General features: G+C 68.5%; 21 protein-coding genes and 1 pseudogene. 5 read left to right on the top strand and 17 right to left on the bottom strand.

All coding sequences use genetic code 11. The annotated features are described in order from the left end of the window. Positions 1-15: 15 nt before the first annotated feature. The 3 genes from DIE02_RS14010 to DIE02_RS14000 all read right to left on the bottom strand — a co-directional run bounded on the left by DIE02_RS14010 (position 16) and on the right by DIE02_RS14000 (position 3,025). Entirely contained in the window at positions 16-495 is a 480-nt protein-coding gene (locus tag DIE02_RS14010; protein ID WP_124486028.1) for a nuclear transport factor 2 family protein, read from the bottom strand. 65 nt (positions 496-560) lie between these two features. Next, positions 561-1,745, bottom strand: a complete 1,185-nt coding sequence (locus tag DIE02_RS14005) for an amidohydrolase family protein (RefSeq protein ID WP_124529134.1) — start codon at positions 1,743-1,745, stop codon at positions 561-563. Between the two features lie 80 nt (positions 1,746-1,825). After that, positions 1,826-3,025 (bottom strand): amidohydrolase family protein, encoded by a 1,200-nt coding sequence (locus tag DIE02_RS14000; RefSeq protein ID WP_124529132.1) that lies wholly within the window; start codon positions 3,023-3,025, stop codon positions 1,826-1,828. Positions 3,026-3,476: 451 nt separating this feature from the next. Between DIE02_RS14000 and DIE02_RS13990 the strand changes: the two genes are divergently transcribed. Next, on the top strand, positions 3,477-4,091 hold the full coding sequence (locus tag DIE02_RS13990; RefSeq protein WP_124520120.1) for a glycine zipper 2TM domain-containing protein: 615 nt from the start codon (positions 3,477-3,479) through the stop codon (positions 4,089-4,091). Between the two features lie 571 nt (positions 4,092-4,662). Further along, positions 4,663-5,169 carry a GNAT family N-acetyltransferase gene (locus DIE02_RS13985; protein WP_124486024.1) on the top strand — a complete coding sequence of 169 codons (507 nt, stop codon included), beginning with the start codon at positions 4,663-4,665 and terminating at the stop codon, positions 5,167-5,169. 90 nt (positions 5,170-5,259) lie between these two features. On the opposite strand, the pseudogene DIE02_RS35965 reads toward DIE02_RS13985, so the two are convergent. Further along, positions 5,260-5,618, bottom strand: a pseudogene (locus tag DIE02_RS35965) (endopolygalacturonase); the annotation flags it as partial. Positions 5,619-5,799: 181 nt separating this feature from the next. Beyond that, positions 5,800-6,336: a fimbrial protein gene (locus DIE02_RS13975; protein WP_260441499.1), complete on the bottom strand. Its 537-nt coding sequence runs from the start codon at positions 6,334-6,336 to the stop codon at positions 5,800-5,802. A gap of 513 nt (positions 6,337-6,849) precedes the next feature. Between DIE02_RS13975 and DIE02_RS13970 the strand changes: the two genes are divergently transcribed. Beyond that, complete coding sequence (locus DIE02_RS13970; RefSeq protein ID WP_124529126.1) at positions 6,850-8,208, top strand: aspartate aminotransferase family protein; 1,359 nt, start codon at positions 6,850-6,852, stop codon at positions 8,206-8,208. A gap of 163 nt (positions 8,209-8,371) precedes the next feature. On the opposite strand, the gene DIE02_RS13965 is transcribed toward DIE02_RS13970, so the two are convergent. From DIE02_RS13965 to DIE02_RS13945, 5 genes are all read right to left on the bottom strand, one after another. Beyond that, complete coding sequence (locus DIE02_RS13965) at positions 8,372-9,664, bottom strand: serine hydrolase (RefSeq protein ID WP_185702622.1); 1,293 nt, start codon at positions 9,662-9,664, stop codon at positions 8,372-8,374. After that, complete coding sequence (locus tag DIE02_RS13960; protein WP_124529124.1) at positions 9,664-10,863, bottom strand: serine hydrolase; 1,200 nt, start codon at positions 10,861-10,863, stop codon at positions 9,664-9,666. Before DIE02_RS13960 ends, DIE02_RS13965 begins: the two co-directional genes overlap by 1 nt. Before the next feature lie 68 nt (positions 10,864-10,931). Further along, complete coding sequence (hydA, locus tag DIE02_RS13955; RefSeq protein WP_124529122.1) at positions 10,932-12,347, bottom strand: dihydropyrimidinase; 1,416 nt, start codon at positions 12,345-12,347, stop codon at positions 10,932-10,934. Positions 12,348-12,357: 10 nt separating this feature from the next. Then, a complete protein-coding gene (locus tag DIE02_RS13950) occupies positions 12,358-13,086 on the bottom strand; it encodes an aspartate/glutamate racemase family protein (protein WP_124486018.1) in 729 nt (242 codons plus the stop codon). A 52-nt stretch (positions 13,087-13,138) separates the two neighbouring features. After that, positions 13,139-14,437 carry an MFS transporter gene (locus tag DIE02_RS13945; protein WP_124486017.1) on the bottom strand — a complete coding sequence of 433 codons (1,299 nt, stop codon included), beginning with the start codon at positions 14,435-14,437 and terminating at the stop codon, positions 13,139-13,141. Between the two features lie 172 nt (positions 14,438-14,609). Between DIE02_RS13945 and DIE02_RS13940 the strand changes: the two genes are divergently transcribed. Continuing rightward, complete coding sequence (locus DIE02_RS13940; protein ID WP_124486016.1) at positions 14,610-15,323, top strand: GntR family transcriptional regulator; 714 nt, start codon at positions 14,610-14,612, stop codon at positions 15,321-15,323. 59 nt (positions 15,324-15,382) lie between these two features. Here the strand turns inward: DIE02_RS13940 and DIE02_RS13935 are convergent, their stop codons facing one another. After that, the gene (locus DIE02_RS13935) at positions 15,383-16,567 is read right to left on the bottom strand and encodes a M20 aminoacylase family protein (RefSeq protein ID WP_124486015.1); all 1,185 of its coding nucleotides are present in this window, start codon (positions 16,565-16,567) and stop codon (positions 15,383-15,385) included. A gap of 38 nt (positions 16,568-16,605) precedes the next feature. Beyond that, on the bottom strand, positions 16,606-17,916 hold the full coding sequence (locus DIE02_RS13930) for a pyridoxal-phosphate dependent enzyme (protein WP_124486014.1): 1,311 nt from the start codon (positions 17,914-17,916) through the stop codon (positions 16,606-16,608). A 181-nt stretch (positions 17,917-18,097) separates the two neighbouring features. Between DIE02_RS13930 and DIE02_RS13925 the strand changes: the two genes are divergently transcribed. Further along, positions 18,098-18,574 (top strand): Lrp/AsnC family transcriptional regulator, encoded by a 477-nt coding sequence (locus tag DIE02_RS13925; protein ID WP_124486013.1) that lies wholly within the window; start codon positions 18,098-18,100, stop codon positions 18,572-18,574. Positions 18,575-18,584: 10 nt separating this feature from the next. Here the strand turns inward: DIE02_RS13925 and DIE02_RS13920 are convergent, their stop codons facing one another. The 5 genes from DIE02_RS13920 to DIE02_RS13900 form a co-directional block, all read right to left on the bottom strand. Next, positions 18,585-19,202 carry a PolC-type DNA polymerase III gene (locus tag DIE02_RS13920; protein ID WP_124486012.1) on the bottom strand — a complete coding sequence of 206 codons (618 nt, stop codon included), beginning with the start codon at positions 19,200-19,202 and terminating at the stop codon, positions 18,585-18,587. Between the two features lie 231 nt (positions 19,203-19,433). After that, positions 19,434-21,158, bottom strand: coding sequence for a tannase/feruloyl esterase family alpha/beta hydrolase (locus DIE02_RS13915; protein WP_124486011.1), 1,725 nt, complete (start codon positions 21,156-21,158; stop codon positions 19,434-19,436). Positions 21,159-21,186: 28 nt separating this feature from the next. Further along, positions 21,187-22,326: a porin gene (locus tag DIE02_RS13910; protein WP_124486010.1), complete on the bottom strand. Its 1,140-nt coding sequence runs from the start codon at positions 22,324-22,326 to the stop codon at positions 21,187-21,189. A 67-nt stretch (positions 22,327-22,393) separates the two neighbouring features. After that, positions 22,394-23,599 (bottom strand): 3-(3-hydroxy-phenyl)propionate transporter MhpT, encoded by a 1,206-nt coding sequence (gene mhpT / locus DIE02_RS13905; RefSeq protein WP_124486009.1) that lies wholly within the window; start codon positions 23,597-23,599, stop codon positions 22,394-22,396. A 273-nt stretch (positions 23,600-23,872) separates the two neighbouring features. Further along, positions 23,873-24,367, bottom strand: a complete 495-nt coding sequence (locus tag DIE02_RS13900; RefSeq protein ID WP_027790251.1) for a MarR family winged helix-turn-helix transcriptional regulator — start codon at positions 24,365-24,367, stop codon at positions 23,873-23,875. Positions 24,368-24,412: the final 45 nt, after the last annotated feature.

The raw sequence follows: 24,412 nt of genomic DNA, 5'->3' as shown, positions 1-24,412 counted from the left end.
CGAGAAAACCGACCGTCAGAACATCGTGTTCCCGTTCGCCGCCTGCTCCGGCACCGGCTGGTTCACGTCCCAGTGTTCGACGATCTTGCCGTGTTCGAGCCGGAAGATGTCCACGATCGCGCTGCCGCGCGTGCCGGGCTCGCGCACCGCGTGCACGTGCAGGATCACGTAGTCGCCGTCGACGAACGAGCGCTTGATCTCGCTGTGCGACTGCGGATACTTGTCGCGCAGGAACGCGACGAACTTGCGGAAACCGTCGCGGCCGTCGGCCGCGTTCGGGTTGTGCTGCACGTACCGGTCGCCGACGTACGCGAGGGCGGCATCCGCATCCTTCTCGTTCAGGCCTTTCTCGTAGAACGCGAGCACCGTGCGGCGATTCGCCTCCTGCTGCGCGCCGTCCGCGCCCGCCGCCATCGCCTGCGCGGCCGCCGTCGCGAACGTCGCCGCGGCGATCCATCCTGCGGCCCGTGCGGCCATCGTGCGTGTGCGTCGCATCGTCGTCTCCCGGAAGATCAGGCTGAAGGAAGCCCGATCATAACCGGCACGATGCGGCGCCCGGTTCAGACCAGCGCGCCGTCGCGCGCGACGATCCGCCCCGACGACACGACGAGCCGCCGCGTCGGCCGCGCGACGACGGCCTCGGCGAACGTCAGCGCATCGACCAGCACGACGTCCGCGCGCTTGCCTGCTTCCAGGCCATAGTCGGCGAAGCCGCAACCGCGTGCCGCGCCGTGCGTCACGCAGTCGAGCGCGACTTCGAGCGCGTCGTCGCGGCGGAAATCGTTGCGCATGCCGATCAGCATCGCGCGTTCGAGCATGTCGGGCGAGCCGTACGGCGTCCACGTGTCGCGCACGCCGTCGTTGCCGCCGATCACGGTCACGCCGGCCGCGCGGCACGCAACGACCGACGGCACCGGCACCGCGGCCGGCGCGGTCGTGACGATCGCGACGCCGAGCTCGGCCATCCGCGCGAGCAGCGCGTCGCGCTCGCGCTCGGCGATGTCGCCGAGGCAGAAGCCGTGGCTGATCGTGACCTTGCCTTGCATGCCGAGCGCGGCCGTGCGCTGCAGGATCAGATCGAGCGAATACGCGCCCATCGATCCGCGTTCGTGCAGATGCAGGTCGAGGCCGCGGCCATGACGCTCGGCGATTCCGAACAGCACGTCCACCGCTTCGACCGGATCGCCTTCGATCGCGCACGGGTCGAGACCGCCGAGCAGGTCGGCGCCCGCGCCGAGCGCGTCGGACAGCAGCGCGGCCGTGCCGGGCCGCTTGAGCACGCCCGACTGCGGAAACGCGACGATCTGGATCTCCACCTGGCCGCGCAGCGTCTCGCGCGTCGCGAGCACGCCGTGCAGATGGCGCAACCCGGCTTCGGTGTCGACGTCGACGTGCGTGCGGATGCGCGTCGTGCCGGCCGCGAGGAACGCGCGCGACAGCGCGAGCGACGCGGCGCCCGCGTCATGGCCGCTCGTCGCGCGGTAATTGCGCTCGTTCTCGATGCGGTCGACGAGACGCGGCCCCACCGCGTTGCGATACCACGGCATCCCCCAGTGGGTCTTGTCGAGATGCGTGTGGCCTTCGACGAGGCCGGGCAGCGCGAGCGCGCCCGCGCCGTCCTCGATCGCGCAGCCGGCGGGCGCGTCGAGCGACGGGCCGACGCGCGCGATGCGCTCGCCGTCGATCAGGATGTCGAGCGCTTCGTCGGCGTGCGTGCGGACGTTGCGGATCAGCAGGTTCGTCATGTCGGTTCCGGTGTGGTCGGTCAGTCGTTCAGTCAGTTTGAAGCCGTCGCGATGCACGCACCGCGACGGCGGTCGGGTCGTCAGCGCGTGAAACGCAGCGCCGGCGCGAACGGCGCGCCGGTGTCGCTTTCGCCGCGCCGGAACACCCAGCGTTCGGCCGGCACGCCGGCGACGGCGGCCGCCGCATTCGGCGCGCGCACCGCGACGAAGCTCGCGTCGCAGCCGACCGCGATGCCGTAGTGCGCTAGGCCGAGCGCGCGCGCGCCGGCGTGCGTCGCCATGTCGAGCGCGATGCCGAGCGCTTCGTCGGTATGGAAGCCCGAGCGGTAGCCGACCATCATCGCGCGCTGCAGCATGTCGCCGTTGCCGTACGGCCACCACGCGTCGCGAATGTTGTCGTTGCCGGCGAACACGTGGACGCCCGCGTCGCGCAGCTGCTGAACCGGCGGGAATGCGCAGTCGCCCGGCGCGTTGGTCAGGATCGACACGCCGGCGTCGGCGAGTGCCGCGGCCGCACGCTCGACGTCGCCATGTTCGACCTGGCCGAGCGCATACGCGTGGCTCACGTTCACGCGGCCGCCGAGGCCGGCCGCGCGCGTGCGCGCCGCGATCCGCAGCAGTTGCGCGATGCCGGTCTCGCCCGGTTCGTGCAGGTGGATGTCGATCTTCGCGCCGCGCTTCTCGGCGATGCCGAACACGATGTCGAGCTGGCCGTCCGCGTCGCCGTCGAGCGTCGTCGGGTCGATCCCGCCGACCACGTCCGCGCCTTCGCGCACGGCCGCATCGAGGAGCGCGGTGGTGCCCGGGCACGTCACCACGCCGGCCTGCGGAAACGCGACCAGTTCGATGTCGACGATTCCGCGCCACTGTTCGCGCGCGGCCATCACGGCGTGCAGGTTCGACAGGCCGGTCGTCGCGTCCACGTCGACTTGGCTGCGCATCGCGATCGTGCCGAACGCGGCGGCCTGCGCGATCAGCGCATTCGCGCGCTCGACGATCGGCGGCGCGGCCGCGAGCTGGCGCTTCTCGACCACGAGCCGCTCGCGCAGCGAGTCGACCGATTGGTGCGGCACCCAGCGGTCGCCGACGAAACTCTTGTCGAGATGGATGTGGCCGTCGACGAAGCCGGGCAGCACGACGCGGCCGCCGAGGTCGATCGTTTCGGCCCCGGGTGCGGCAGTGCAAGCGGCGCCGATCGCGACGAAGCGGCCGTCATGGACGACGAGGTTGACGGGCCGGCCGCCGGCATCGACGGCGTTGGTGAAGAAGCGATCGGTCATGAGTCGGAATGAGTGGGGCGGCCGCTGCGCGACGCCGACGCGGACAGGGGAAGGCACCGCAGCCGGCACGGCGCGACCGTTGGCAGGGATGTGCGGTCACGATATCGGACGGGGCGGCCAGTGGCCAATTAAATGTCGCGATGCCGCGCATTCGATTTCGCGATGTGCGGGCGAGCTGCCCGTCGGGCGTGGCGCGAAGATGGGGTGTGATCACCGGGCGGGCGCCCGCGGATGCCGATCGTCGCACAATCGGCGCCCTCACGCGGCTGCCGGACGGCGAACCGCATCGTCGAATCTCGGCCGCGCCGCACCGCGATTTGCGCGGCAACAGACTTTACACGTTGTTACCCGGCCGCACCGGACGCGCATCCGCCCTTTCCTTATACTCACGCCGAGTTCGCCACCCGTCCCGGAATTCGTCGGCGAACACGTTGCCGATGCAGGAAACATCATGATGCGCATGCCTTCCACGAAGACCGTTCTGTTCGCCACGCTCGTCGCCGTGGCGGCGCTTCCGCTGACCGCCTGTGTCGCGCCGGGCTACTACGGCGCGCAACCGGGCTATCCGCAGCAACAGTACGCGACGCCCGGCTACGCGCAACCCGCGTATTCGCAACCGGGTTACGTGCAGCCGCAGCAGCCGGCCTATCCGAACCAGGCGCCGCAGTACGACCAGTACGGCAACCCGCAGCCTTACGGCGGCCAGTACGGCAACGGCTACGGCACGCAATACGGCACCGTCGCGAACATCCAGCCGGTCAACGGCTCGGTCGGCACGTCGGGCGTCGCCGGCACCGTCGTCGGTGCGCTGGTCGGCGGCCTGGTGGGCAACCAGTTCGGCCGCGGCCACGGCCGCGATGCGGCCACCGTGATCGGCGCGCTCGGCGGCGCCGTCGCCGGCAACCAGATCGGTCAGCAGATGGGCGCGGCCCAACCGCCGAGCAGCTACCGGATCGACGTGCGGGTGAGCGACGGCTCGACGCGCTCGTTCGACGTGCAGTCGCCGGGCGACCTGCGCCCGGGCGATCGCGTGCAGATCAACGGCAATCAGCTGTCGCGGTATTGAGGCGGATCGCATGCGCCTGAGCTGATCGGGCGCATCACACGTATCGCGGACACCTCACGTCGCGGAGGCGGTATCGAGGCGGATCGCATGCGCCTGAACTGATCGGGCGCATCACATATATCGCGGCCCCCTCACGTCGCGGACGTATTTCGCGTGTCCGGCGGCGCTTCGGCGCAATGGCCGGCACGAGCTTCACTTCATCCCTCTTCCACGAGTCGGCGCGGCATGCCTGTCGCGCACGGCACTGCGTCGTCACGTTCCTCACGTCGCGCGCCACATGCACGCGTTCGCGTCCAACGCAACGGCAGGTGCGTTCGCATCCGGCTCGTTTCCACGCGCATGCGTTCGGCGCCCCGAGCACGATTGCCTGCGGACTTCGCGAACGCGCAGCGATGCTCCACGCGTCATCCCGACCATCACTCGCGCCTCGGTAGCGCGCTTCACGCCTGTCGATGCGGCGTGCCGATCGCACCGGCAAATGCGTGTGTTTTCGATTAGCATCGGTCGATGCCTTGCCGCGCACCGCGCCGCAGATTCCGACCTTCCGGCACACCAACGACAACACCGACCGATGATCACGATCCGCCTGCTCGACGCCGCCGACGCGGCGCAATTCCAGTCCGTCCGCCTGCGCGCGGTCGACTCGTCGCCGACTTCGTTCCTGCCGACCCGCGACGAGGAAGCCGGCGTCCCGGTCGACGAATTCGCGACGCGCATCACGCCCACCCACGAGCGCGCCGTGTTCGGCGCATTCGACGATGCATCGCTCGTCGGCATCACGGGCGTGCGCCGCGACGCGCGCGCCAAGGTCGCGCACAAGGCGACGATCTGGGGCGTGTTCGTCGACCCCGCGTATCGTGGCCGCGGCATTGCGCAATCGCTGCTCGACGGCGCGACCGCGCATGCGGCGCATGCGTGGAAGTGCAGGCAACTGATCCTGTGCGTGAACGAGATCAACGGCACCGCGGAACGCTTGTATGTGTCTCAAGGGTTCGTCCGGTTCGGCACGGAACCGCGTTCGCTGTTCGTCGACGGCCGCTTCTACGATGAACATCACATGGTCAAGACGCTGGCATGACGCGTCGCGTTCGCGCGTATCGGCCGGCCGCACGCGAACGCCCCTCCACCCCGTTGCGCCACCGCTTGCCGGTGCTCGTCGCGTTGCTGCCCGCCCGGCGATCGTCACGTTCGTCAGCGTCATCGCGCTCACGTTGAATGCATGGATCGCCCCCGCCGATGTGACCATCGGCATGCCCGATACACCGGCGTGCCGAAGTCGTAGTTGCCGATCGTCACGCCGGCAATCGGCTGCACGGCGGGCAGCGGCGGCGTGCCGTTGTAGTCGAACGCAACCGGCCCCTGCACGACGATCGCCTGGAAACACGACGCAGTCACGCCGCTCAACGTCACGTCCGAGATCGCCACGTTCCGCGCGACCGGCGGCCGCGTGTGTACCGCATCGTTCGCGGGCTGATCGTCGCGGTCGAACGCGCCCCATTCATATGTCGTCGTACCATATTGTGCAGCCTAGACGCGATCGAGGCTGGGGATGAATTGGTTGTTTACTCCGTTTATATTGGTTTAATGCCGTAAATGTGAGTACACACTCACTTCCAATTTCGCGCCCCTAGAGATAGGTTGTCGTATGTTTATGCGCAAAAACTTCGACTGAAAAACCCCGCCCGATACGTCCGACGGGGCCACGGCCTTACTCGCCGACTGCGGAAACCCGCTCCACCGCCGGCTCGCGACCAGCCGACGCGGCCGGTTCGAACACCAGCACGACACTGGCCGGATTACGGCCGACAGTCGGCTGCCCGGTTGCGTGCACGTCCTGCACGTGCGCGCTGATCTTCACGTCATGCGTTTCGTCGTAGCCGTCGAAACCGTCGTGTCCGCGCTTCGCCAGCCTGACCGGCCGGCCGGCGCCAGGCACCGTGCCCCGGTCGCCCGCGTTGTCCGTCAGACCGACCTTCACATCGGCCAGGCCGTCAACGCCGCTCGGCGATCCGGACGGCCGCAACAGTACGACGTTGATATCGGGATTCGTCGCGCGCACGCGAATCGGCAACACTGCGCCGACGGTCTGCTGCGCGCCGCCCGTCGCGTTCAGTTCGACCACATCGCCCAACGCCGAGTTGTCCGGCCTCGAAACGAACAGACTGTCGCCGATGTTCGCGGTCAGCGTGATCTTCTTGACGACCGCCTGCGGCGATGTCGGCCCGGCGTACGTCAGGCCGGCCAATGCGCAGCAAGCGGCGAGCGCGGCGAGTTGATGGTGGATCTTCATTGTGAGGTCCCGCTTTCAGGATGGTTGAAACCCGGTTGCCGAAATAGCCGGCCCATTTCGAGCGCCCGATCACCATCGCATGAAAAATCGGCATTCCGTTATCCCGAAATTGGCCTGCAATGCGAGGTGGAATTCGCTTCGCTCAGCCGTATGCGTGTGCGATCGAAGCACCCGCCAGCCATTGCGATCGTGCGTCGGATACGCTGCACAGCCAGCAACGATGGCATCCGGCAGACCGCATGCGCCACGGCTTACCACCACGATAGGTCGCGAAACCTCATACCAGAATCCATGAAAACCTTCATGTTTCTGCCGGGTTTCGATTTACCTGTGCAATCTCGAAATCAAACAGGAATTCGCCGCGAACATGCCGTACTCACTTGCGCATCGGTGTCGGTAATTCTGCGTCTGTTCAGCCCCCGCCCGCCGCGCTATCGTTGCTCCACCTTCACAGCCCAGGAGTTGCCTTTGCCTTCCCGCCACGGAGTCGACCTCATCCGCGCCCGCGCGCTGTTCGATCGCGAGCGCCGTGCATTCACCGAAGCCATGCCGATCTCCCGCGCGTTGTCCGCGGAAGCGTCCGAGCATTTGCTGTTCGGCGTGCCGCTGCACTGGATGCAGGACTGGTCGACCCCGTTCTCGCTGGTCGTGAAGGAGGCGCGCGGCGCGACCTTCACCGACGTCGACGGCCATCGCTACGCGGACTTCTGTCTCGGCGACACGGGCGCGATGTTCGGCCATGCGCCCGAGCCGGTCGCACGCGCGCTCGCCGAACAGGCGACGCGCGGCTACACGACGATGCTGCCGAGCGAGGACGCCGCCTGGGTGTCGCGCGAACTCGCGCGCCGCTTCAGGCTGCCGGTCTGGCAGTTCGCGCTGAGCGCGAGCGACGCGAATCGCTTCGTGCTGCGCTGGGCGCGCGCGGCCACCGGCCGCAACACGATCGTCGTGTTCAACGGCTGCTATCACGGCACGGTCGACGACGTGTTCGTCGATCTCGTCGACGGCCACCCGGTGCAGCGCGACAGCCTGCTCGGGCAGTCCTACGACCTGCTGGCGAACACGCGCGTGGTCGAGTTCAACGATCTGGCCGCGCTCGAGGCGGCGCTGAAGGATGGCGACGTCGCATGCGTGCTCGCCGAGCCGGCGATGACGAACATCGGCATGGTGCTGCCCGAGCCGGGCTTCTGGGAGGCGGCGCGCGAACTCACGCGCCGCTACGGCACGCTGCTCGTGATCGACGAAACCCACACGATCAGCAGCGGCCCGGGTGGCTACGCGGCCGCGCACGGTCTCGAACCGGACGCGCTGGTGGTCGGCAAGCCGATCGCGGGCGGCGTGCCGTGCGCGGTGTACGGGTTCAGCGCCGAATTCGCGGAACGCGCGAAACAGGCGAAGCTGAGCGCACCGCCCGGCCATTCCGGGATCGGTACGACGCTCACCGCGAACATGCTCGCGATGCATGCGATGCGCGCGACGCTCGCCGACGTCGCGACCGATGCCGCGTATGCGCATATGTTCGAACTGGCCGCGCGGCTTGCGACCAGGCTCGAACAGGCGATCGCGAAGCATCGGCTGCCGTGGTGCGTGACGCGCATCGGCGCACGCACCGAATTCCAGTTCACGCCGGTGCCGCCACGCAACGGCACGATCGCCGGCGAGCAGCTCGACAGCGAACTCGAGCACATCGTGCATCTGTATCTGCTGAACCGCGGGGTGCTGATCACGCCGTTCCACAACATGATGCTCGTGTGTCCGCAGACGACGGCCGACGATGTCGACACGCTCGTCGCGCAGTTCGACGCGTGCCTGGGTGAACTGGTGTGATGTGGGACACGCGGTGTGTCCGGCCCGCCTGCATCGGGCCGACCGGACACATGCCAGACGCTACTTCGGCAGATTCGTCGAATCGACCTGCGCGCCGGGCACGCCCACGGAGCACGCACTCACTTCCCGCTCCACACGCAGCGCCGCACACGTATCGATGCGCCTACTTCGGCAGATCCGTCGGATCGAGCTGCGTGCCGGGCACGCCCGCGGTGCGCGCACTCACTTCGAGTTCGTCGCGCAGCGCCGCAAGCGTATCGCCGGCGCCGCCGCCCTGCCCCGACGCCGCACCGCCATCGAGCGCCGGCAGGATGTAGCCGTTCACCATCCGCCGGAACAGCTTCACGTTCTCCGCGTCGCGCAGGCCGCCGCCCACCGGCAGCACGCCCGTCATCACGATCACTGTATTGCGCTTCGGCAACACCGTGATGAATTGCCCCTTGAAGCCCATCGCGTCGAATTCCGGCTCGCTGTCGACGATGTTGTTGATCCACCAGTAGTAGCCGAAGTGCGGCGACACGCGCGGCGCCGTCATCTGCGCGATCCACGCCCGCGGCACCACCTGCCGCCCCTGCCAGTGCCCGCCGTCGAGCACGAGCATGCCGATCTTCGCCATGTCGACGGCGCGCAGCCGCAGCCCCCAGCCGGCCGACACGAGCCCGGTGCGATCCGCGCGCTCCCATGCCGCGCGCTTCATGTCGAGCGGGCCGAACAGGTGCGCGCGCGCATAGCGCTCGACGGGCTCGCCGGCCGCCGCGCTCAACATCGCCGACGCGAGGATCGGGTTCACGTCGGTGTACTCGAACGCGGTGCCCGGCGCGACCTTCGGCGCGGCCGACGCGGCGAGCTTCAGCCGGTCCGGCGCGGTGTAGTAGATCGGATCGTCCTTCGGGCTGAAGTCGTAATGCAGGCCGCTCGACATCGACAGCACGTGCTTCAATTCGATGCCGCGCTTGTCCGCGAGCGCGCCGCCGAGCTCGGGGCGCCACGCGGCAAGCCGCGCGGCCACCGGCTCGTCGAGCTGCACGGCGCCCTGCTCGACCAGGATGCCCGCGACGAGCGACGTCACGGCCTTCGTCACCGAGTACAGCTCGTAGGTCGAGTCGCGCGACGCGTTCGCGCCGTAGCGCTCGAAGATCAGCTTGCCGTCCTTCACGACGAGCAGGCTGTACACGTCGAGCTTCTGCTCGCGGATCCAGCGCGACAGCGCGACGAGCCTGCGCGAATCGACGCCGACGTCTTCGGGTGCGGCCGCCGCGATGCCGGTTTCATGCAGCGGCAACGCGTCGGCCGCGTGCGCCACGGACAGCATCGGTGCCGATGCCGAGGCCAGCGCCCCGCCGCCGATCAGCAACGCGGCAACCCGTGCGAGCAGCCGGCGCATGAACGGCGCAGCGGGCCGCCGTGCATCGGAACGCCACACGGACGAATGGTCACTGAAATTTGCAATCCTCATCAAATCTCCGGTGCATCGTTGAACGCGGTGGCGGTACCGGGCACCCCCTTCGTCTGCCGGCTGCGCTCGAGTTCGTCGCGCAGCGCCTGCGTGGCTGCCGCGCTTTCGACCGGCGGCCGCGCGGGCGTGAGCGCCGGCAGGATGTAGTCGCCGACCATCCGCCGATAGAGGTTCAGGTAGGTCGCGTCGCGCAACCCGCCGTCGGTCGGCAGCAGGCTCGTCATCACGACGACCGCGCGCTGCGCGGGCAGCACCGTGATGAACTGCCCCTTGAAGCCCATCGCGCCGAATTCCGGCGTGCCGCGCTCGACGACATGGCCGATCCAGCAGTAGTAGCCGTAGTCGGCCGCGGCCGGCGATGGCGTCGTCATCTGCCGGACCCAGCCGGCCGGCACGACCTGCTTGCCGTTCCAGCGGCCGTTGTCGAGCAGCAGCATGCCGATCTTCGCCATGTCGACGGCGCGCAGCCGCAGGCCCCAGCCACCCGCCACCGCGCCGGTGCCGTCGGCGCCGCTCCAGCGGTAGTGCGCGAAGCCGAGCGGCTCGAACAGCCGCTCGCGCGCGAAGTCGTCCTCGCGCTCGCCCGCGGCGATCGACACGGCCGTACCGACCAGCACCGGGTTCACGTCGATGTAGTCGAAATGCGTGCCGGGCGGCTGCGCGGCACGGCTCGTCACGGCAACCTGCAGCCGGTCGGGCGCGTCGTAGTACAGCGGATCGGTGCCTTCGCGCGTCGTGTAGCGCAACCCGCTCGACATCGACATCAGGTGCCGCAGCTCGATATCCTGCTTGTCCGCGAGTTCGCCCGCGAGATCGGGCCGCGCGGCCGCGATCAGCGGCGCGACCTTCGTCGACGGGCCGAGCTTGCCCTCGCCGTCGAGAATGCCGGCGAGCAGCGCGGTGATCGTCTTCGTCACCGAATACAGCTCGTAGTTGTTGTCGCGCGTGAGGCCGTCGCCGTAGCGCTCGAACACGATCTTGCCGTCCTTCACGACGACCAGGCTGCGCACGTCCATCCGGTCGCGGCGCAGCCATTCGGACAGCCGCACGAGCGGCGCCGAATCGACGCCGGCCGCTTCGGGCACGACGCTCGGCGGGTCCTGCGGCGCGCCGCCGGCAGCCAGCGCCGGGCCGCCGCCGCATGACCCGGCGACGATCGCCGCGGCCGCGAGGCCGCGCATTGCGAGGGAAACGCTCATCGTAGCTCCTGTTGAAACGGCGCCGCCGCGTCGCGCGGGCGCTCACATCGCAATCGCATCGCGCGACATCAGTCGAGGCACGGCTTGCCGGCCGGCAGGAACTGCCCGCGCCCCGGCTCCGCCGCGAGCAGCCGGCCGTCCTCGACGAGCAGCTCGCCGCGCGACAGGCAATGACGCGGCCACCCCGTCACCTCGATCCCTTCATAAGGCGTGTAGTCGACCGCATGATGCAGCGACGCATTCGCGATCCGCACGCGCTTGTCCGGATCCCACACGACGATATCCGCGTCGGCGCCGACCGCGATCGTCCCCTTGCGCGGATACAGCCCGTACAGCTTCGCGGGGCGCAGCGACGTCAGCTCGACGAACTGGTGCAGCGACAGGCGCCCGTTGCGCACGCCGTCGAACAGCAGCGGCAGGCGCGTCTCCAGCCCCGGAATGCCGTTCGGGATATGGTCGAACGAGACGGCCTGCCCGCCCGGATGCTTGCCGCACGGATCGTCGTAGTTGAACGGCGCGTGATCGGACGAGAATACCGAGAACACGCCCTGCTTCAGCGCCTTCCACACCGCCTGCTGGTTCGCCGGATCGCGCGGCGGCGGGCTGCATACGCATTTCGCGCCTTCGTAGCCGTCGTGACCGTGATGACCGAGATCGGCGGCCGTCAGATACAGGTACTGCGGGCAGGTTTCGGCGAGAATTGGCAGCCCGCGCGACTGCCCCCAGCGAATCTGCTCGATCGCCTCGGCGCCCGATACATGCACGATCAGGATCGGCACGTCGACGAGTTCCGCGAACGCGATCGCGCGATGCGTCGCCTCGCGCTCGACCACGGCCGGCCGCGCGTGCGCATGAAAATGCGGCGCGACGTGGCCGTCGCCGAGCAGCCGCTCGGTCAGCCAGCCGATGCAGTCCGAATTCTCCGCATGCACCATCACGAGCGCGCCGTGCTCGCGCGCGACCGACAGCACGTCGAGCATCTGCCGGTCGTTCAGCTTCAGGTCGTCGTAGGTCATGTACACCTTGAACGACGTGTAGCCGTTCGCGATCAGCCGCGGCAGCTCGTCGGCCAGCACGTGCGGCGTCGGATCGGCGACGATCAGGTGAAAACCGTAGTCGATCAGCGCGCGCCCTTCCGCGCGCCGGTGATAGTCGTCGACGGCCGCCTGCAGCGACTGCCCCTTCGCCTGCGCGGCGAACGGCACGACGGTGGTCGTGCCGCCGCACAGCGCGGAGCGCGTGCCGGACAGGAAATCGTCGGCCATCTTCAGCCCGTCGGGCATCGGCTGGTCGAGGTGGCAGTGCGCATCGACGCCGCCCGACATCACGAGCATGCCGCTCGCATCGAGCTCGCGCGGCGCGCGCGGCAGCCCGTGGCCGAGCATGGCCACGCGCCCCGCGCGGATGCCGATGTCGCACGAGAACCGGTCCGCCGCCGTCACGACGTCCGCGTGACGGATCACGAAATCGAGATCGTTCGACATGACGCGCGCCTCAGATCACGTCGCTGAAGAGACGCCCCCAGCCCTTCACCTGCCGCGTGTCGTAGTCGGCGAGCTGCAGCGACTTCCACACGACGGTCGAGATCGTGTCGTAGATCGGAATGCCCGTCTCTTCCTCAAGCGCCGGCACCAGGTGCGCGGCGTTCAGGTTCGTGCAGAAGATCGAGATCGCGCGCGGGCCGGCCTTCGCCACTTCGCGCACCATCCCGCCGATCTGGTCGCCCGTCACTTCGGAGAACGAGAAATTGACCTTCAGGTTCAGATGGCGCTCGGCGATGCAGTTCAGCCCCGAGCGGCGATAGTTGTCGACGATCTTCGTCTGCACGTCGTCGAGATACGGCGTGACGAGGCCGAACTCGTGCGCGTTCGTCTTCTTCAGGATCTCGTTGAGCGCGAGCACCGAGGTCGTGGCGGGGATCCCGGTCGCTTCGGTGATGCGCTGGCACAGCCGCTCGTCGGCCTCGAAGCCGAGCCAGCCGGACGACGTGCCGTTCCATGCGATCACGTCGACCTTCGCGTCCGCGAGCAGCATCGCGGCCTGGATGATCTTGTCGTCGTCGAACTGGCCGAGCGCCTGGCCCGTCAGCGAGATTTCGGTGACGGGAAAGCGCGCGAAGTGCGCGGACACGCCCGGCAGGCCGGCGACCATCGCGCTCGTCAGCGGTTCGAGCGACGTGTTGGACGAAGGGGTGAGCATGCCGAGCAGGGTACGTTTCTTCATGATGGGTTTTCTCTCTACCAATGAATGCAGTCGATGCAGTGAAAGGGGTCGGTCAGACGGGGAGCTTGTTTTCGTAGTCGATCGCGCTGGAGCACACGAACAGGCCGACGCCGGCCGCCGCGAACACCATCAGCGCAAGGAAGTAGGAACCGGTGAACTGCACGATCGCGCCAACGAGGATCGGCACGGTGATGCCGCCGATGTTGCCGCCGAGGTTCATGAGGCCGCCGAGGAAGCCGATCTTGTTGCGTGTGCCGAGCGACGACGGGATGCACCAGTACAGCCCGCACCAGCGCAGGAAGAACAGCGTCGTCGACAGCAGCGCGACGCACACGACCGGGCTCTTCACGTAGGCGACGGAAAAGATCGACACGGTCGCGATCACCGCGGCGATGCCGAACAGCGTGCGCATCACGACGTTCGGACGCCCGCCCGCGGCTTTCCACTTGTCGGCGATCCAGCCGCCGAGCAGCTCGCCGACGAAGCCGCAGAAAAAGATGATGAAGGTCGACCCGCCCATCTGCTTGATGTCGAAGCCGTGCACCTTGTGCAGGTAGTTCGGCATCCACGTGAGCAGCCCGTAGAACACGCTGTTGAAGCACATCCAGCCGAAGAACATGCACCACACCGAGCGGTATTTGAAGAAGTCGCGCGAGCGCCCCGATGCACCGGCCGGCTCGGCCGCGAGGTCGCTCGCGTGCGACGCCTCGATGTAGTCGGCCTCGAGATCGTTGACGCCCGGATGCTCGCGCGGCGTGTTGCGGATGTAGTACCACGCGAGGAAACCGGCCAGCACGGTGCCGACGCCGGCCACCGCGAACGCGAGCCGCCACGAGCCGAGCAGCGCGATCAGGCCGGCGATCAGCACCGCGCCCAAGGCCGCGCCGAGCGGCGCGCCGCCGTCGAGCAGCGTGGCGCCGCGGCCGCGCTCGGTCTGCGTCATCCAGATCGCGTTGAGCTTGCCGCCGGCCGGATAGATCGGCGCTTCGGATGCGCCGAGGCCGAGGCGCGTGAGCAGCAGCGACGGCGCGTTCGTGCACAGCGCGGCGATCGCCTGGAAGAAGCCCCAGAACACGGTCGCCGTCGCGATCACGATGCGCGGCTTGAACCGGTCGGCCAGCATCCCGCCCGGGATCTGCATCACCGCATAGGTCCAGAAGAACGAGCTGAGGATCAGGCCCTCCATCGCCGGCCCGATCTTGAACTCCTGCGAGATGTAAGGCATGGCGACGGACAGCGACGCGCGATCGACGTAGTTGATCGCGATGAGGCTCAGCATGACGACGAATATCTTCCAGCGGACGGCGGACTTGCCGACCGTCAGGGCGGCGACACCGGAGGTTGAAGACATGGACGGACTCCAGGGATGAACGAGGATGGTCAGGACGTCGCGCAACGTTGAGCCGAGTATAGGATTAGAAATTTATAATTACCGTTAGCGTAAACGCTTGGTTTCATTGAATTTGTTTTATCACTATCGTGGTGCAGGGTAAGCCCCGATATCGTGATAAGCTTGCGCCATCATGAGCCAGACACCCCGCAATCCCCTGCTTCTGCGCACGCGCGGCATGGCCGCGGAGATCGCCGCGCGCCTGCGCGTGATGATCGACGAGGGCGAACTGCCGCCCGGCGCGCGGATCGACGAAAAGGAACTGAGCCTCGCGTTCGACGTGTCGAAGACGCCGCTGCGCGAAGCGCTGAAGGTGCTCGTCGCGGAAGGCGCCGTCACGCATCGCCAGTACATCGGCTATCGCGTCGCGTCGATCGACATCGACGATCTCGTGTCGACGTTCGAGCTGCTGCACGGGCTCGAGGCAATGGCGGGCGAATTGCTGCGCAAGCGGATCGGCACGTCGACGCTCGCCTCGCTGCAGGCGAAGCACCGGCGGATGGTCGAGTGTCACGAGGCCGGCAAGCGGGTCGAGTATTTCCGGCTGAACCAGCAGATTCATCAGATGATCATCGACGCGGCCGGCAACCCGGTGCTGTCGGGCATTTATGCGTCGCTGATGTCGAAGGTGCACCGCGCGCGCGGCGCCGCGAACGCGGACACGCTGCGCTGGGCCGAATCGCTGCACGAGCACGAAGCGATCATGGCTGCGCTCGCCGATCCCGACCACGCACGGCTGCCGCAGGTGCTGCGCAGCCATTCGGAGAACACCGCGCGCGAAGTGCTGGCGATCCTCGATCGCACCGGCACGGCCGACGTGTCGGCCAAGCGGGCGGCCGAAGCGTAACGGCCTGCCGGCGAACCGAACGCGTAGCGGGGCCCTGCGAACAGACCGCCGACGGCCTGCTACGCCGCCTTCAACGCCCGTCGCGCCACCTCCGCGAAATACCGCGCGCCGACCGGCAGAATCTCGTCGTTGAAATCGTACGTCGCGTTGTGCAGCGGCACCCCGCCGCGCTCGGCCGCTTCGCCGTTGCCGATGAACACGAAGTTGCCCGGCACCGCCTGCAGGAACGCGCCGAAGTCTTCCGAGATCATCATCGGCTGCACGTCGGCGTTCACCGCGTCGGCGCCCGCGACGTGCGCCGCGGCCTCGACGGCCGTGTCGACCCATTCCGGGGAATTCACCGTCGGCGCGAACTCGTGCGTGTATTCGAACGTGCAGGTCGCACCGTGCGCGCGGCAGATCCCTTCGCTGATCTCGCGCATCCGCGTTTCGAGCAGCGTTTGCACGTCGCGCGCATAGCTGCGCGTGTCGCCCTTGATCGTCACCGTCGACGGCAGCACGTTGCGCAGCCCGTCGGTGATGAACTCGGTGCACGAGATCACCGCCTGCAGGCCCGGATCGAGATTGCGCGACACGATCGTCTGCAGCGCGAGCACGATCTGCGAGCCGATCACGATCGGATCGATGCCCATGTGCGGGCGCGCCGCATGCGTGCCGCGCCCGTCGATCCGGATCACGAAGTTGTCCTCGCTCGCCATGATGCCGCCCGCGCGCGTCGCGAACGTGCCGGCGCGCATGCCCGGCATGTTGTGCGCGCCGAAGATCGCGTCGACCGGGAAGCGCTCGAACAGCCCGTCGGCCATCATCGCCTTCGCGCCGCGGCCATGCTCCTCGGCCGGCTGGAAGATGAAGCGCACCGTGCCGTCGAAGTCCTTGCGCTCGGCCAGCAGTTGCGCGGCGCCGAGCACCATCGACATGTGGCCGTCGTGCCCGCACGCGTGCATCTTGCCCGGCGTGCGCGACGCATGTTCGCGGCCCGGCGCGTGCTCGGCGATGTTCAGCGCGTCCATGTCCGCGCGGATGCCGATCGCGCGCGTGCCGGTGCCGGCCGTCAGGTTCGCGACCAGCCCCGTGCCGCCGATCCCGCGCTGCACGTCGAGCCCGAGCGTCGTCAGGATCCGCGCGACGTAGTCCGACGTGTTCACTTCCTCGAAACCCGTCTCCGGGTGCTGGTGCAGATGCCGGCGCCAGGTTTTCAGCCGGCCCTGCAGCGTGCTTCCTGCCGTTGCGTCCAGTGCGTCCATCGTGCTTGCCTCGTCGGTCGTCAGGTCGTTCGGGTCGCTCAGGCTTCCGCGGCCGCGCGGGTCCGCGTCAGCCAGTCGCGCTGGCGCGCCAGCACCGCGTCGGCCGTCTCGCCGACACACCGCCGGTAGACGCTCGGCGCGGTCGCGCCTTCCGTGTTGATCGCCAGCACGCGCGCGTTCGCATCGAGCCCCGCCTGCCGCGCCAGCGCCGGATCGCGCATCAGCACGGTCAGCCCCGCGATGCCCGCCGCGCCCGACTCGCCGGACACGAACGGCACGTCGCGTTCGCTGCCGGCGGCCAGCGCGCGCATCGCCTGCACCGCGTCGTCGTCGTCGATCAGCATGAAGTGATCGATGCCCGGCTCGAGAAAGTCCCATGCGAGCGGCGACGCCTCGCCGCACGCGAGCCCCGCCATCACCGAGTCGACGCTGCCGGTCGCCTTCGTCGCGCGCCCGGCGAGCGCGCTCTGGTACAGGCAATCGGCCTGGCGCGGCTCGACGACAATGAAATGCGGCCGCCGTGCGCCGGCATGCTCCCACAGATAGCTCGCGACACCGGCCGCAAGGCCGCCGACGCCGCCCTGCAGGAACACGTGCGTGAACGGCCGGTTATCGCCGCTGCCATCGCCGTCGCCGTCGCCGTCGCCGTCGCCGTCGCCATCGCCATCGCCATCGCCGAGGTTGCCCTCTCCCGCCGCCTGCGCGAGCGCCTCGGCCGCGATCACGCCGTAGCCCTGCATCACGTCGCGCGGAATCGCCTCGTAGCCGTCGTACGACGTATCCGACACCACGTGCCAGCCGTTCGCGTCCGCGAGCTGCGCGGCGTGCACGACCGATTCGTCGTAGTTGCCGGCGATCCGCACGATCCGTGCGCCGTGCGCGGCGATCGCATGCTCGCGCTCCGCGTCGACGTGCGCGTGCAGCACGATCACGCAGCGGCAGCCGATCGCGCGCGCGGCGGCGGCCAGCGCGCGGCCGTGATTGCCGTCGGTTGCGCTGATCACCGTCAGGTCGGCCAGCGACACCGCATAGCGGCCCGTGACGAGCCCCTGCGGATCGAGCGCCTCGTTGCGCCGCAACCGCTTCACGAGCCGCATCAGCGCGATCGGCGCGCCGAGCGCCTTGAAGCTGCCGAGCGGCGAACGGCACGCTTCGTCCTTCACGCTGACGCTCGCGACGCCGAGCCGCGCGGCCAGATCGGGCAGCGCGCGCAACGGCGTGCGGGCCGCGCCGACGAGCGGCCAGTGCGCGAGCCACGCGCCGCTCTCGTCGGCCGCGGCGATGTTCATGATGCGGCGCAGCGTGTCGGGATAGTCGGTGCGCGACGCGCGGGGATTGGCGATCAGCATGGCTGGAAGGGCTCCGGAAATTGGCCGCGCGGGCGGCCCGGCGGTGAATGCGGTGCGGGCGCATACGGGTTGCGCACGCCGTCGGTCCGAAAAATAATATTGCGCATCCCGGTCAATAAAATCGCCAAATCGGCGCTCCGGACGCAAAAATTTCTCATTCTTTCGAGGCTGCCGCACCATCATGCCCACCCCACTCGATGCGTTCGATCGCAAGCTGCTGATGGAAGTCCAGCGCGACGCGAACACGCCGCAGACCGAACTCGGCGCCCGCGTGAACCTGTCGACCGCCGCCGTGAACCGCCGCCTGCGGCGGCTCGCGGAAGACGGCGTGATCGAGCGCTACACGGCGGTCGTCGCGCCGGAGAAGGTCGATCATCCGCTGACGATCGTCGTGAACGTCGAAGTCGAGCGCGAGCAGATCGACCAGCTCGACGCGATGAAGCGGACCTTCGAGCGCTGCCCGCAGATCCAGCAGTGCTACTACGTGACCGGGGAATGGGATTTCGTGCTGATCCTCGCCGTGCGCAACATGGATCAGTACAACGCGCTCACGCGCGAGCTGTTCTTCGCGAACAACAACGTGAAGCGCTTCAAGACGCTCGTGAGCATGAGCCGCGTGAAGGTCGGGCTCGAGGTGCCGATGGATCCCGGCGAGTGACGCTCGAACGTCAGCGCCTGTCGGCAGCCAATGAACCGAAAAACGTCGCGACCTTCGCCTTGCTCGTCGTCTGCAATCGCGACATCAGCCCGTGATCGACCTGCCGCAACCCGTAAGTCTCGCCGATGTCGCGCTGCATCCGGCACCACAGATGGCTCGCGATCTCCGCGTCGACCATCGCGCGGTGGGCACGGCCCGTCTGCGGCAAGCGCAGCATGGTCGCGAGGTTCGACAGCCGGTGACTTTGCGCGTGCGGGTAGAGGCGCCGCGCGACGAGCATCGTGCATGCGAACGCATGCTCGGCCGCCATCCCGAGCATCCCGAGTTCGGCCTGCCAGAACCGCTTGTCGAACCCGGCGTTGTGCGCGACGACGGGATGGCTGCCGACGAACGCGGCGGCTTCCTTCATGACCTTCGCCACCGGCGGCGCCGACGCGATCATGTCGTTCGTGATCCCCGTGAGCGCGACGACGTCGGACGGAATGCGGCGGCCGGCGTTCATGAGGCTCTGGTAGCGGTCGACGATCTGGCCGTCGCGCAGCAGGATCACGGCGATCTCGGTCGCCCTGTCGCCCATGTTCGGAGAAAGCCCGGTTGTTTCGAAGTCGAGTACCGCTACGGTTTGCATGGTCGAATCGGAGGAAGGATAGCTGGCGGCGCACGTCGGCCGGGACGTGTCTCGCCGACGCGAAAGCGCCACAGTGTATCCCCGGATGCCGCGTCGGGCGGCAAACTCGATCGTCATGCGCGGCGCACCGCCGTTTCCATCCGGACGGACCGGCACGCTCGCGCCATCCGCCGCCGAACGGCGGCGAATGTACCGAAGCTTCCGCGCGTCGGTACATCCCCCTTCCCTACATCATCGACAACTGAAGCTCGCCGCCGAATTCACGTCGCCCGAGCCGTTGTAGCGCGCGACCTGCGGATACGGGCACAACGGCCGCGTGCGTCCCGCGCCCCACGACGTCGGCACGTCCGCGTTCGGCACCGCGTTCGTCGTGTCGCGCGCCGTGGCGACGATCGCCGCGGGCGCCTGCCCCTGCTCGACCCACGCGACGAGCGGCGTCAGCATGTCGAACTGGTCGGCCGCCGGCCCGCCCGAGCAGTGGTTCATGCCCGGCACCGGATAGAAGCGCGCGAAGCCCGACGCGTCGCCGCCGTTCGCCTGCGCAAGCCGCCCGTACCAGTCGCTCGTGTCGTTGAACGAGAACACCGGGTCACCGGTGCCGTGATAGACGAGCAGCTTCGCGCCGCGCGATTTCAGCGCGGACAGGTTGGTCTCGTCGGGCGGCGTCATGAACGACCACGACGATTGCGTGTACACGCCGTTCGTCGCGAAGATCGCCGGCGCGTCGTTGTCCATGTCGAAGCCGAGCGCGAAGCCGGTGAGGTTCGCGAGCGTCGCGGCGGTTTTCGGCGGCGTCATGAACGTGAACGCCATCGCGGCCGGGTCGAGCGTGACCGAATTCGACTGCTTCCACGCGGCCCAGCCGCCGCTGGCCATCCCGGGATCGTATGGAAAACTCGCATAGAGCGCCGTGCCCGCGCTGTTGCGCGCGCCCGCGAACACGTTCTCGAGCGCGCTCTTCTGCGCGGTCGTGAGGCACGCGCCGGTGCGCGTGCCGTTCGCGCAGGTCGGGATGTCCGTCTCGACGCTGAAATGCGCCTGGCACGCGGCGACGTCCTGCACCATCCCGTCGGCCACGCCATCGAGCGCATCGCACTTGTCGAGAATCTTCGCGCCGACGAACCGGCGCTCCGCATCGGTGAAGCCGCTGCGGATGTCGGGCAGCCCGTTCGAGCCCGTCGCCGATGCGATCTTCGCGAACTGCTGCGCGCCGTACATCTCGCCGATCGCCGCCTTCGGCAGATGGAAGCCCGGATCGCCCGCGATGATCCCGTCGTAGTCGCCCGCGTTGCGCACGGCCGTGACCATCGCGTGCCGGCCGCCGTTCGAGCAGCCACCGAAATAGCTGCGGTCGGGCGTCTTCCCGTATGCGAGCCGGATCACCTGCTTCGCCATCGGCGTGAGCGCGTCGACCGCGCCGTAGCCGTAATCGATGCGCGCCTGCGGATCGAGGCCGAACAGCGGGTTCTGCGCGGCGCTGTGCCCGGAATCCGAGCTGATCACCGCAAAGCCCTGGTTCAGCGCGTCGGTCAGCGGGCCGCCCCCGCCTATTTCGCCGGTCGCGGTCACGACGTTGCCGTCGAGCCCGCCGTTCGCCTGGTAGAAGAAGCGGCCGTTCCACGCTTTCGGCAAGCGCATCTCGAAGCCGATCGCATAGGTCTTGCCGTCCACCGCGCTCACGCGCTCGTTCATCTTCCCGTCGATCACGCAGTGCTCGGCGATCGGCTTGCCGGCCACCGTCAGCGTGCCGGCGGCCGCGGTCGTCACCGACGTGAACGACGTGTTCGCATACGCGAGCTTCGCGGCGAGCGCGTCGCACGTCTGCGCCATCGCGGCCGGCGTCGCGGCGCTCAGGTGCGTCGGCGTGGCGCTGACCGAATCGTCGCCGCCGCAGCCGGCGAGCATGGCCGCCGCGGACAGCGGCGCAATACAGAGGAATGCAGATTTCCTGTTCAAGATAGCTCCCGTTCGTCTGGCTGCCGGATCAGAACATGTGCCGCACGCCGACCATCGCGCCGAGCTGCCCCATCCCTGCGCCGGGCGTCGTGCCGGGCCCGCCGCCGCTGACCGCGTAGCGTGCATGCGCGCTGTTCCACAGATACGACGACTGTGCGTAGACGGCCGTGCGCTTGCTCAGCAGATAGGTCGCGCGCAGCGTGGCCATCGTCGCGCGCGTGTCGTGCGCGCTGTTGACGATCCGGTAGCCTTCGCCGTCGACGACGAAATCGGGCTTCACCGCATACGACGCGCCAAGGAAGAACAGGTCCGAATGCGCGCCCGGCGCGGCCGGCGAACCGGTCGACACGCGCCGCCCGATCCAGCCCGCGCCGATCCGCGCGCCCGCCGCCTGCGCATACGCGCTCACGTGCGTGCGCGCGTCCTTGCCGCCGCTGCTGGTAAAGGCGACCGGCGCGACGCCGTCGAAGAAGTTCGCGGCCGCGCCGGTGCCGCCGCGCTGCTCCTCGTACGACGCCGCCGCACCGAAATACGCGCTGTCGTACTTGAGCATCACCGACCAGTTGCGGCACTGGACGGCATCGCCCGGCACTTGCCCCGCGCAGGTGCCCTGCCCCGGCGAGTTGCCGGTGCCCGCGCCGTCGCGGCCGAACGAATACGCGGCGCCGAGCGTCACGCCGCGATAGGTGCCGACGTAGGTCACCGCGTTGTCGGCGCGGCCGTTAGGCACGTATGCGTCGAACGAGCCGAGCCCGTAGATGTCGGGGCCGATGATGTCCGCGCCCTGCAGCGCGAGATAGGTCATCGTGTACTGGCGGCCGAACGCGAGCGTGCCGAAGCCGCTCTTCAGCCCGACGAACGCCTGCCGCCCGAACAGCCGGCCGCCCTGGCCGAGATCGCCGCCGCGCACGTTGAAGCCGCTTTCGAGCGTGAATACCGCCTGGTAGCCGCCGCCGAGATCCTCGGTGCCGCGCAGGCCCCAGCGCGACGGCAGCTCGCCCGTCACGCCCGGCATGCGCACGACGTGGTCGCCGGCCGCGTTCGCGTGCGACACGAACTCGATGCCCGTATCGATGATCCCGTACAGCGTCACGCTCGACTGCGCGTGCGCGCCGGTCGCGGCGAGCGCGCATGCGCCGGCCGCCAGCAAGGCTTTGGTGTGCTTCATGGTGTTCGTCTCCAGACCTGTGTCGTAATCGCGCTCTACCGGCGCTCGTGGTTGAAATGGGAAGAAATCAGTCGTGCGCCTGCGGGCGCCGGATCAGCACCAGCGCAGCGACGGCGGCGACGAGCGTGACGGGAATGCTCGCGCCGATCACGACCGACGCGCTGCGGCCCATTGCGAGCAGTTCGGCGGCGGCGAGCGGCCCGACCACCGAGCCGAGGCGGCCGACGGCAACGGCGGAGCCGACGCCGGTGCCGCGCATCGCGGTCGGGTAATAGATCGCGGCCAGCGCATACAGCACCGACTGGCCGCCGACGACGAACATCCCGGCCGCGAACGCGGCGGCGGACAGCCACAGGAGTCCAGGTGCGATCGCCAGCGCGGCAAGCGACAGTACGATCCCCGCGTACATGCCACCGACCACGCGCGATGGACGCAAGCGGTCCATCGACATGCCGATGCCGAGCACGCCGAGGCCGCTGCCGATGTTGAAGAAGATCTGCACGATACCGGCCTGGCTGCGAGCGAGCCCCTTCGCGGCCATCAGCGACGGCAGCCAGTTCAGCAGGAAATACAGCACGATCAGCGTGCAGAAGTAGCTGAGCCACAACGCCAGTGTCGTGCCGGTGCGCGAGCCGCCGAACAGCGTCTGTCCGACGCTGGGGCGCGCCGCGCCCGATGCGCTGACGTCGAGGAACGCACGCGATTCGGGCAGCAGTGCGAGCAGCAGCGGCGCGAGCAGCAGCGGGCCGACACCCCCGACATAGAAAATGTGCCGCCATTCGGTGTCGCCCGCGAGCAGCACGCCGATCAGCGACGCGATCACGCCGCCGAACGGAATCCCGCAGTACATCACGGCCACCGCGCTGCTGCGCGAGCGTGCGTCGACCGCTTCCGACGACAATGCAATGAGGTTCGGCATCGCGCCGCCAAGGCCGAGGCCGGTCAGCGCACGAACGGCGACCAGCATCGCGAAGCTCGACACCTGCGCGGTCGCGATCGACAGCAGCCCGAACAGGCAGACCGACGCGATCAGCACGTGCTTGCGGCCAACCCGGTCGGCCAGCCAGCCGCCGAGCATCGCGCCCGGCAGCAGGCCGAACGTGCCCGCGCTGAACGCGAGCCCCATCTGTGAAACCGAGAGCCCGAATTCGTGGGCCATGCGCGGTGCCGCGACGCCGACCGACTGCAGGTCGAGCCCCTCGAGCAATGCGATCGCGAAACACAGGCCGAGCGTCGTCGCGACGGCCGGCCTTGCGGCAACGGAAGTGTCCATGTCGTCTCCTAACCGTGACTCGCGCGGCATACGCGGAACGCATGCGCGGTGTCCTTGCTTTATCGTGATCGGGTCTCGTCAATTTATCAGGTAACCTGATTAAGAACCCGAAAGAAAATCCCGTCGAGGGACGGGATGATTTAATAACAGGTAACCTGATATTTCAAGTGTCGCGAGCGCGGTGTTAACCCGCAACCCGTTCGCAACCCGGGCCACGCTGCGGCGTGGCCCGGCGCGGCCGGCGGAACCGGAACGAAAGACGCGGCGGCGTGCTCAGTCGCGCAGGTTGCGCACGAACAGTTCGAGCGTGCGGTGAACCTGCGCGACGTCGTCGGCGCTCACGTCGTCGCCGAGCATCCGGCGTTCGAGCGGCCGCAGCACCTGCTCGCATTCGCGCAGGATTGCCGAGCCCTCGTCGGTCAGACGCAGCAGGATCACGCGGCCATGGCTGGGATCGGCCTCGCGCGTCACGAAGCCGCGGGCGGCCATCGCAACCATCACTTCGTTCGCGGATTGCGGCGTGATGAACGAGCGCACCGCGAGTTGCGCATTGGACAGCGCGCCGCGCGCCTCGAGCACCGACAGCGCCGTGTACTGCGCGAGCGTCACACCGAGCGGCGCGAGCGCATCGCTCATCTGGCGGCGCAGCAGCCGGTCGAGATTGCCGATCAGGTAGGTAAGCCGCTGCTGCGAACGCATGCGCGGCCTGGCTTCGCTGGCGCGGGCCGTGCGTTTCGTGCCGGCCGGTTTGACGGGTGTCGAGCTCATGAACGTGTCGGAAGGAGGATCGCGGGCCATCTTACCTCACGCGGT

This window comes from Burkholderia sp. Bp8991 (genome assembly GCF_003853795.1).
Lineage (GTDB): Bacteria > Pseudomonadota > Gammaproteobacteria > Burkholderiales > Burkholderiaceae > Burkholderia.
The sequence above is the reverse complement of the archived record's forward strand: the minus strand, read 5'-3'. Positions and strand labels throughout refer to the sequence as shown.

Bases quoted from the DNA above. Each gene is read 5' to 3' on its own strand.
- DIE02_RS13945 (WP_124486017.1), bottom strand. From the start codon at position 14,437: ATGTCTTCAACCTCCGGTGTCGCCGCCCTGACGGTCGGCAAGTCCGCC.
- DIE02_RS13900 (WP_027790251.1), bottom strand. From the start codon at position 24,367: ATGAGCTCGACACCCGTCAAACCGGCCGGCACGAAACGCACGGCCCGC.
- DIE02_RS13930 (WP_124486014.1), bottom strand. From the start codon at position 17,916: ATGCTGATCGCCAATCCCCGCGCGTCGCGCACCGACTATCCCGACACG.
- DIE02_RS13920 (WP_124486012.1), bottom strand. From the start codon at position 19,202: ATGCAAACCGTAGCGGTACTCGACTTCGAAACAACCGGGCTTTCTCCG.
- DIE02_RS14010 (WP_124486028.1), bottom strand. From the start codon at position 495: ATGCGACGCACACGCACGATGGCCGCACGGGCCGCAGGATGGATCGCC.
- DIE02_RS13990 (WP_124520120.1), top strand. From the start codon at position 3,477: ATGATGCGCATGCCTTCCACGAAGACCGTTCTGTTCGCCACGCTCGTC.
- DIE02_RS13925 (WP_124486013.1), top strand. From the start codon at position 18,098: ATGCCCACCCCACTCGATGCGTTCGATCGCAAGCTGCTGATGGAAGTC.
- DIE02_RS14000 (WP_124529132.1), bottom strand. From the start codon at position 3,025: ATGACCGATCGCTTCTTCACCAACGCCGTCGATGCCGGCGGCCGGCCC.
- DIE02_RS13985 (WP_124486024.1), top strand. From the start codon at position 4,663: ATGATCACGATCCGCCTGCTCGACGCCGCCGACGCGGCGCAATTCCAG.
- DIE02_RS13910 (WP_124486010.1), bottom strand. From the start codon at position 22,326: ATGAAGCACACCAAAGCCTTGCTGGCGGCCGGCGCATGCGCGCTCGCC.
- hydA (WP_124529122.1), bottom strand. From the start codon at position 12,347: ATGTCGAACGATCTCGATTTCGTGATCCGTCACGCGGACGTCGTGACG.
- DIE02_RS13960 (WP_124529124.1), bottom strand. From the start codon at position 10,863: ATGAGCGTTTCCCTCGCAATGCGCGGCCTCGCGGCCGCGGCGATCGTC.
- DIE02_RS13950 (WP_124486018.1), bottom strand. From the start codon at position 13,086: ATGAAGAAACGTACCCTGCTCGGCATGCTCACCCCTTCGTCCAACACG.
- DIE02_RS14005 (WP_124529134.1), bottom strand. From the start codon at position 1,745: ATGACGAACCTGCTGATCCGCAACGTCCGCACGCACGCCGACGAAGCG.
- DIE02_RS13965 (WP_185702622.1), bottom strand. From the start codon at position 9,664: ATGAGGATTGCAAATTTCAGTGACCATTCGTCCGTGTGGCGTTCCGAT.
- mhpT (WP_124486009.1), bottom strand. From the start codon at position 23,599: ATGGACACTTCCGTTGCCGCAAGGCCGGCCGTCGCGACGACGCTCGGC.
- DIE02_RS13940 (WP_124486016.1), top strand. From the start codon at position 14,610: ATGAGCCAGACACCCCGCAATCCCCTGCTTCTGCGCACGCGCGGCATG.
- DIE02_RS13935 (WP_124486015.1), bottom strand. From the start codon at position 16,567: ATGGACGCACTGGACGCAACGGCAGGAAGCACGCTGCAGGGCCGGCTG.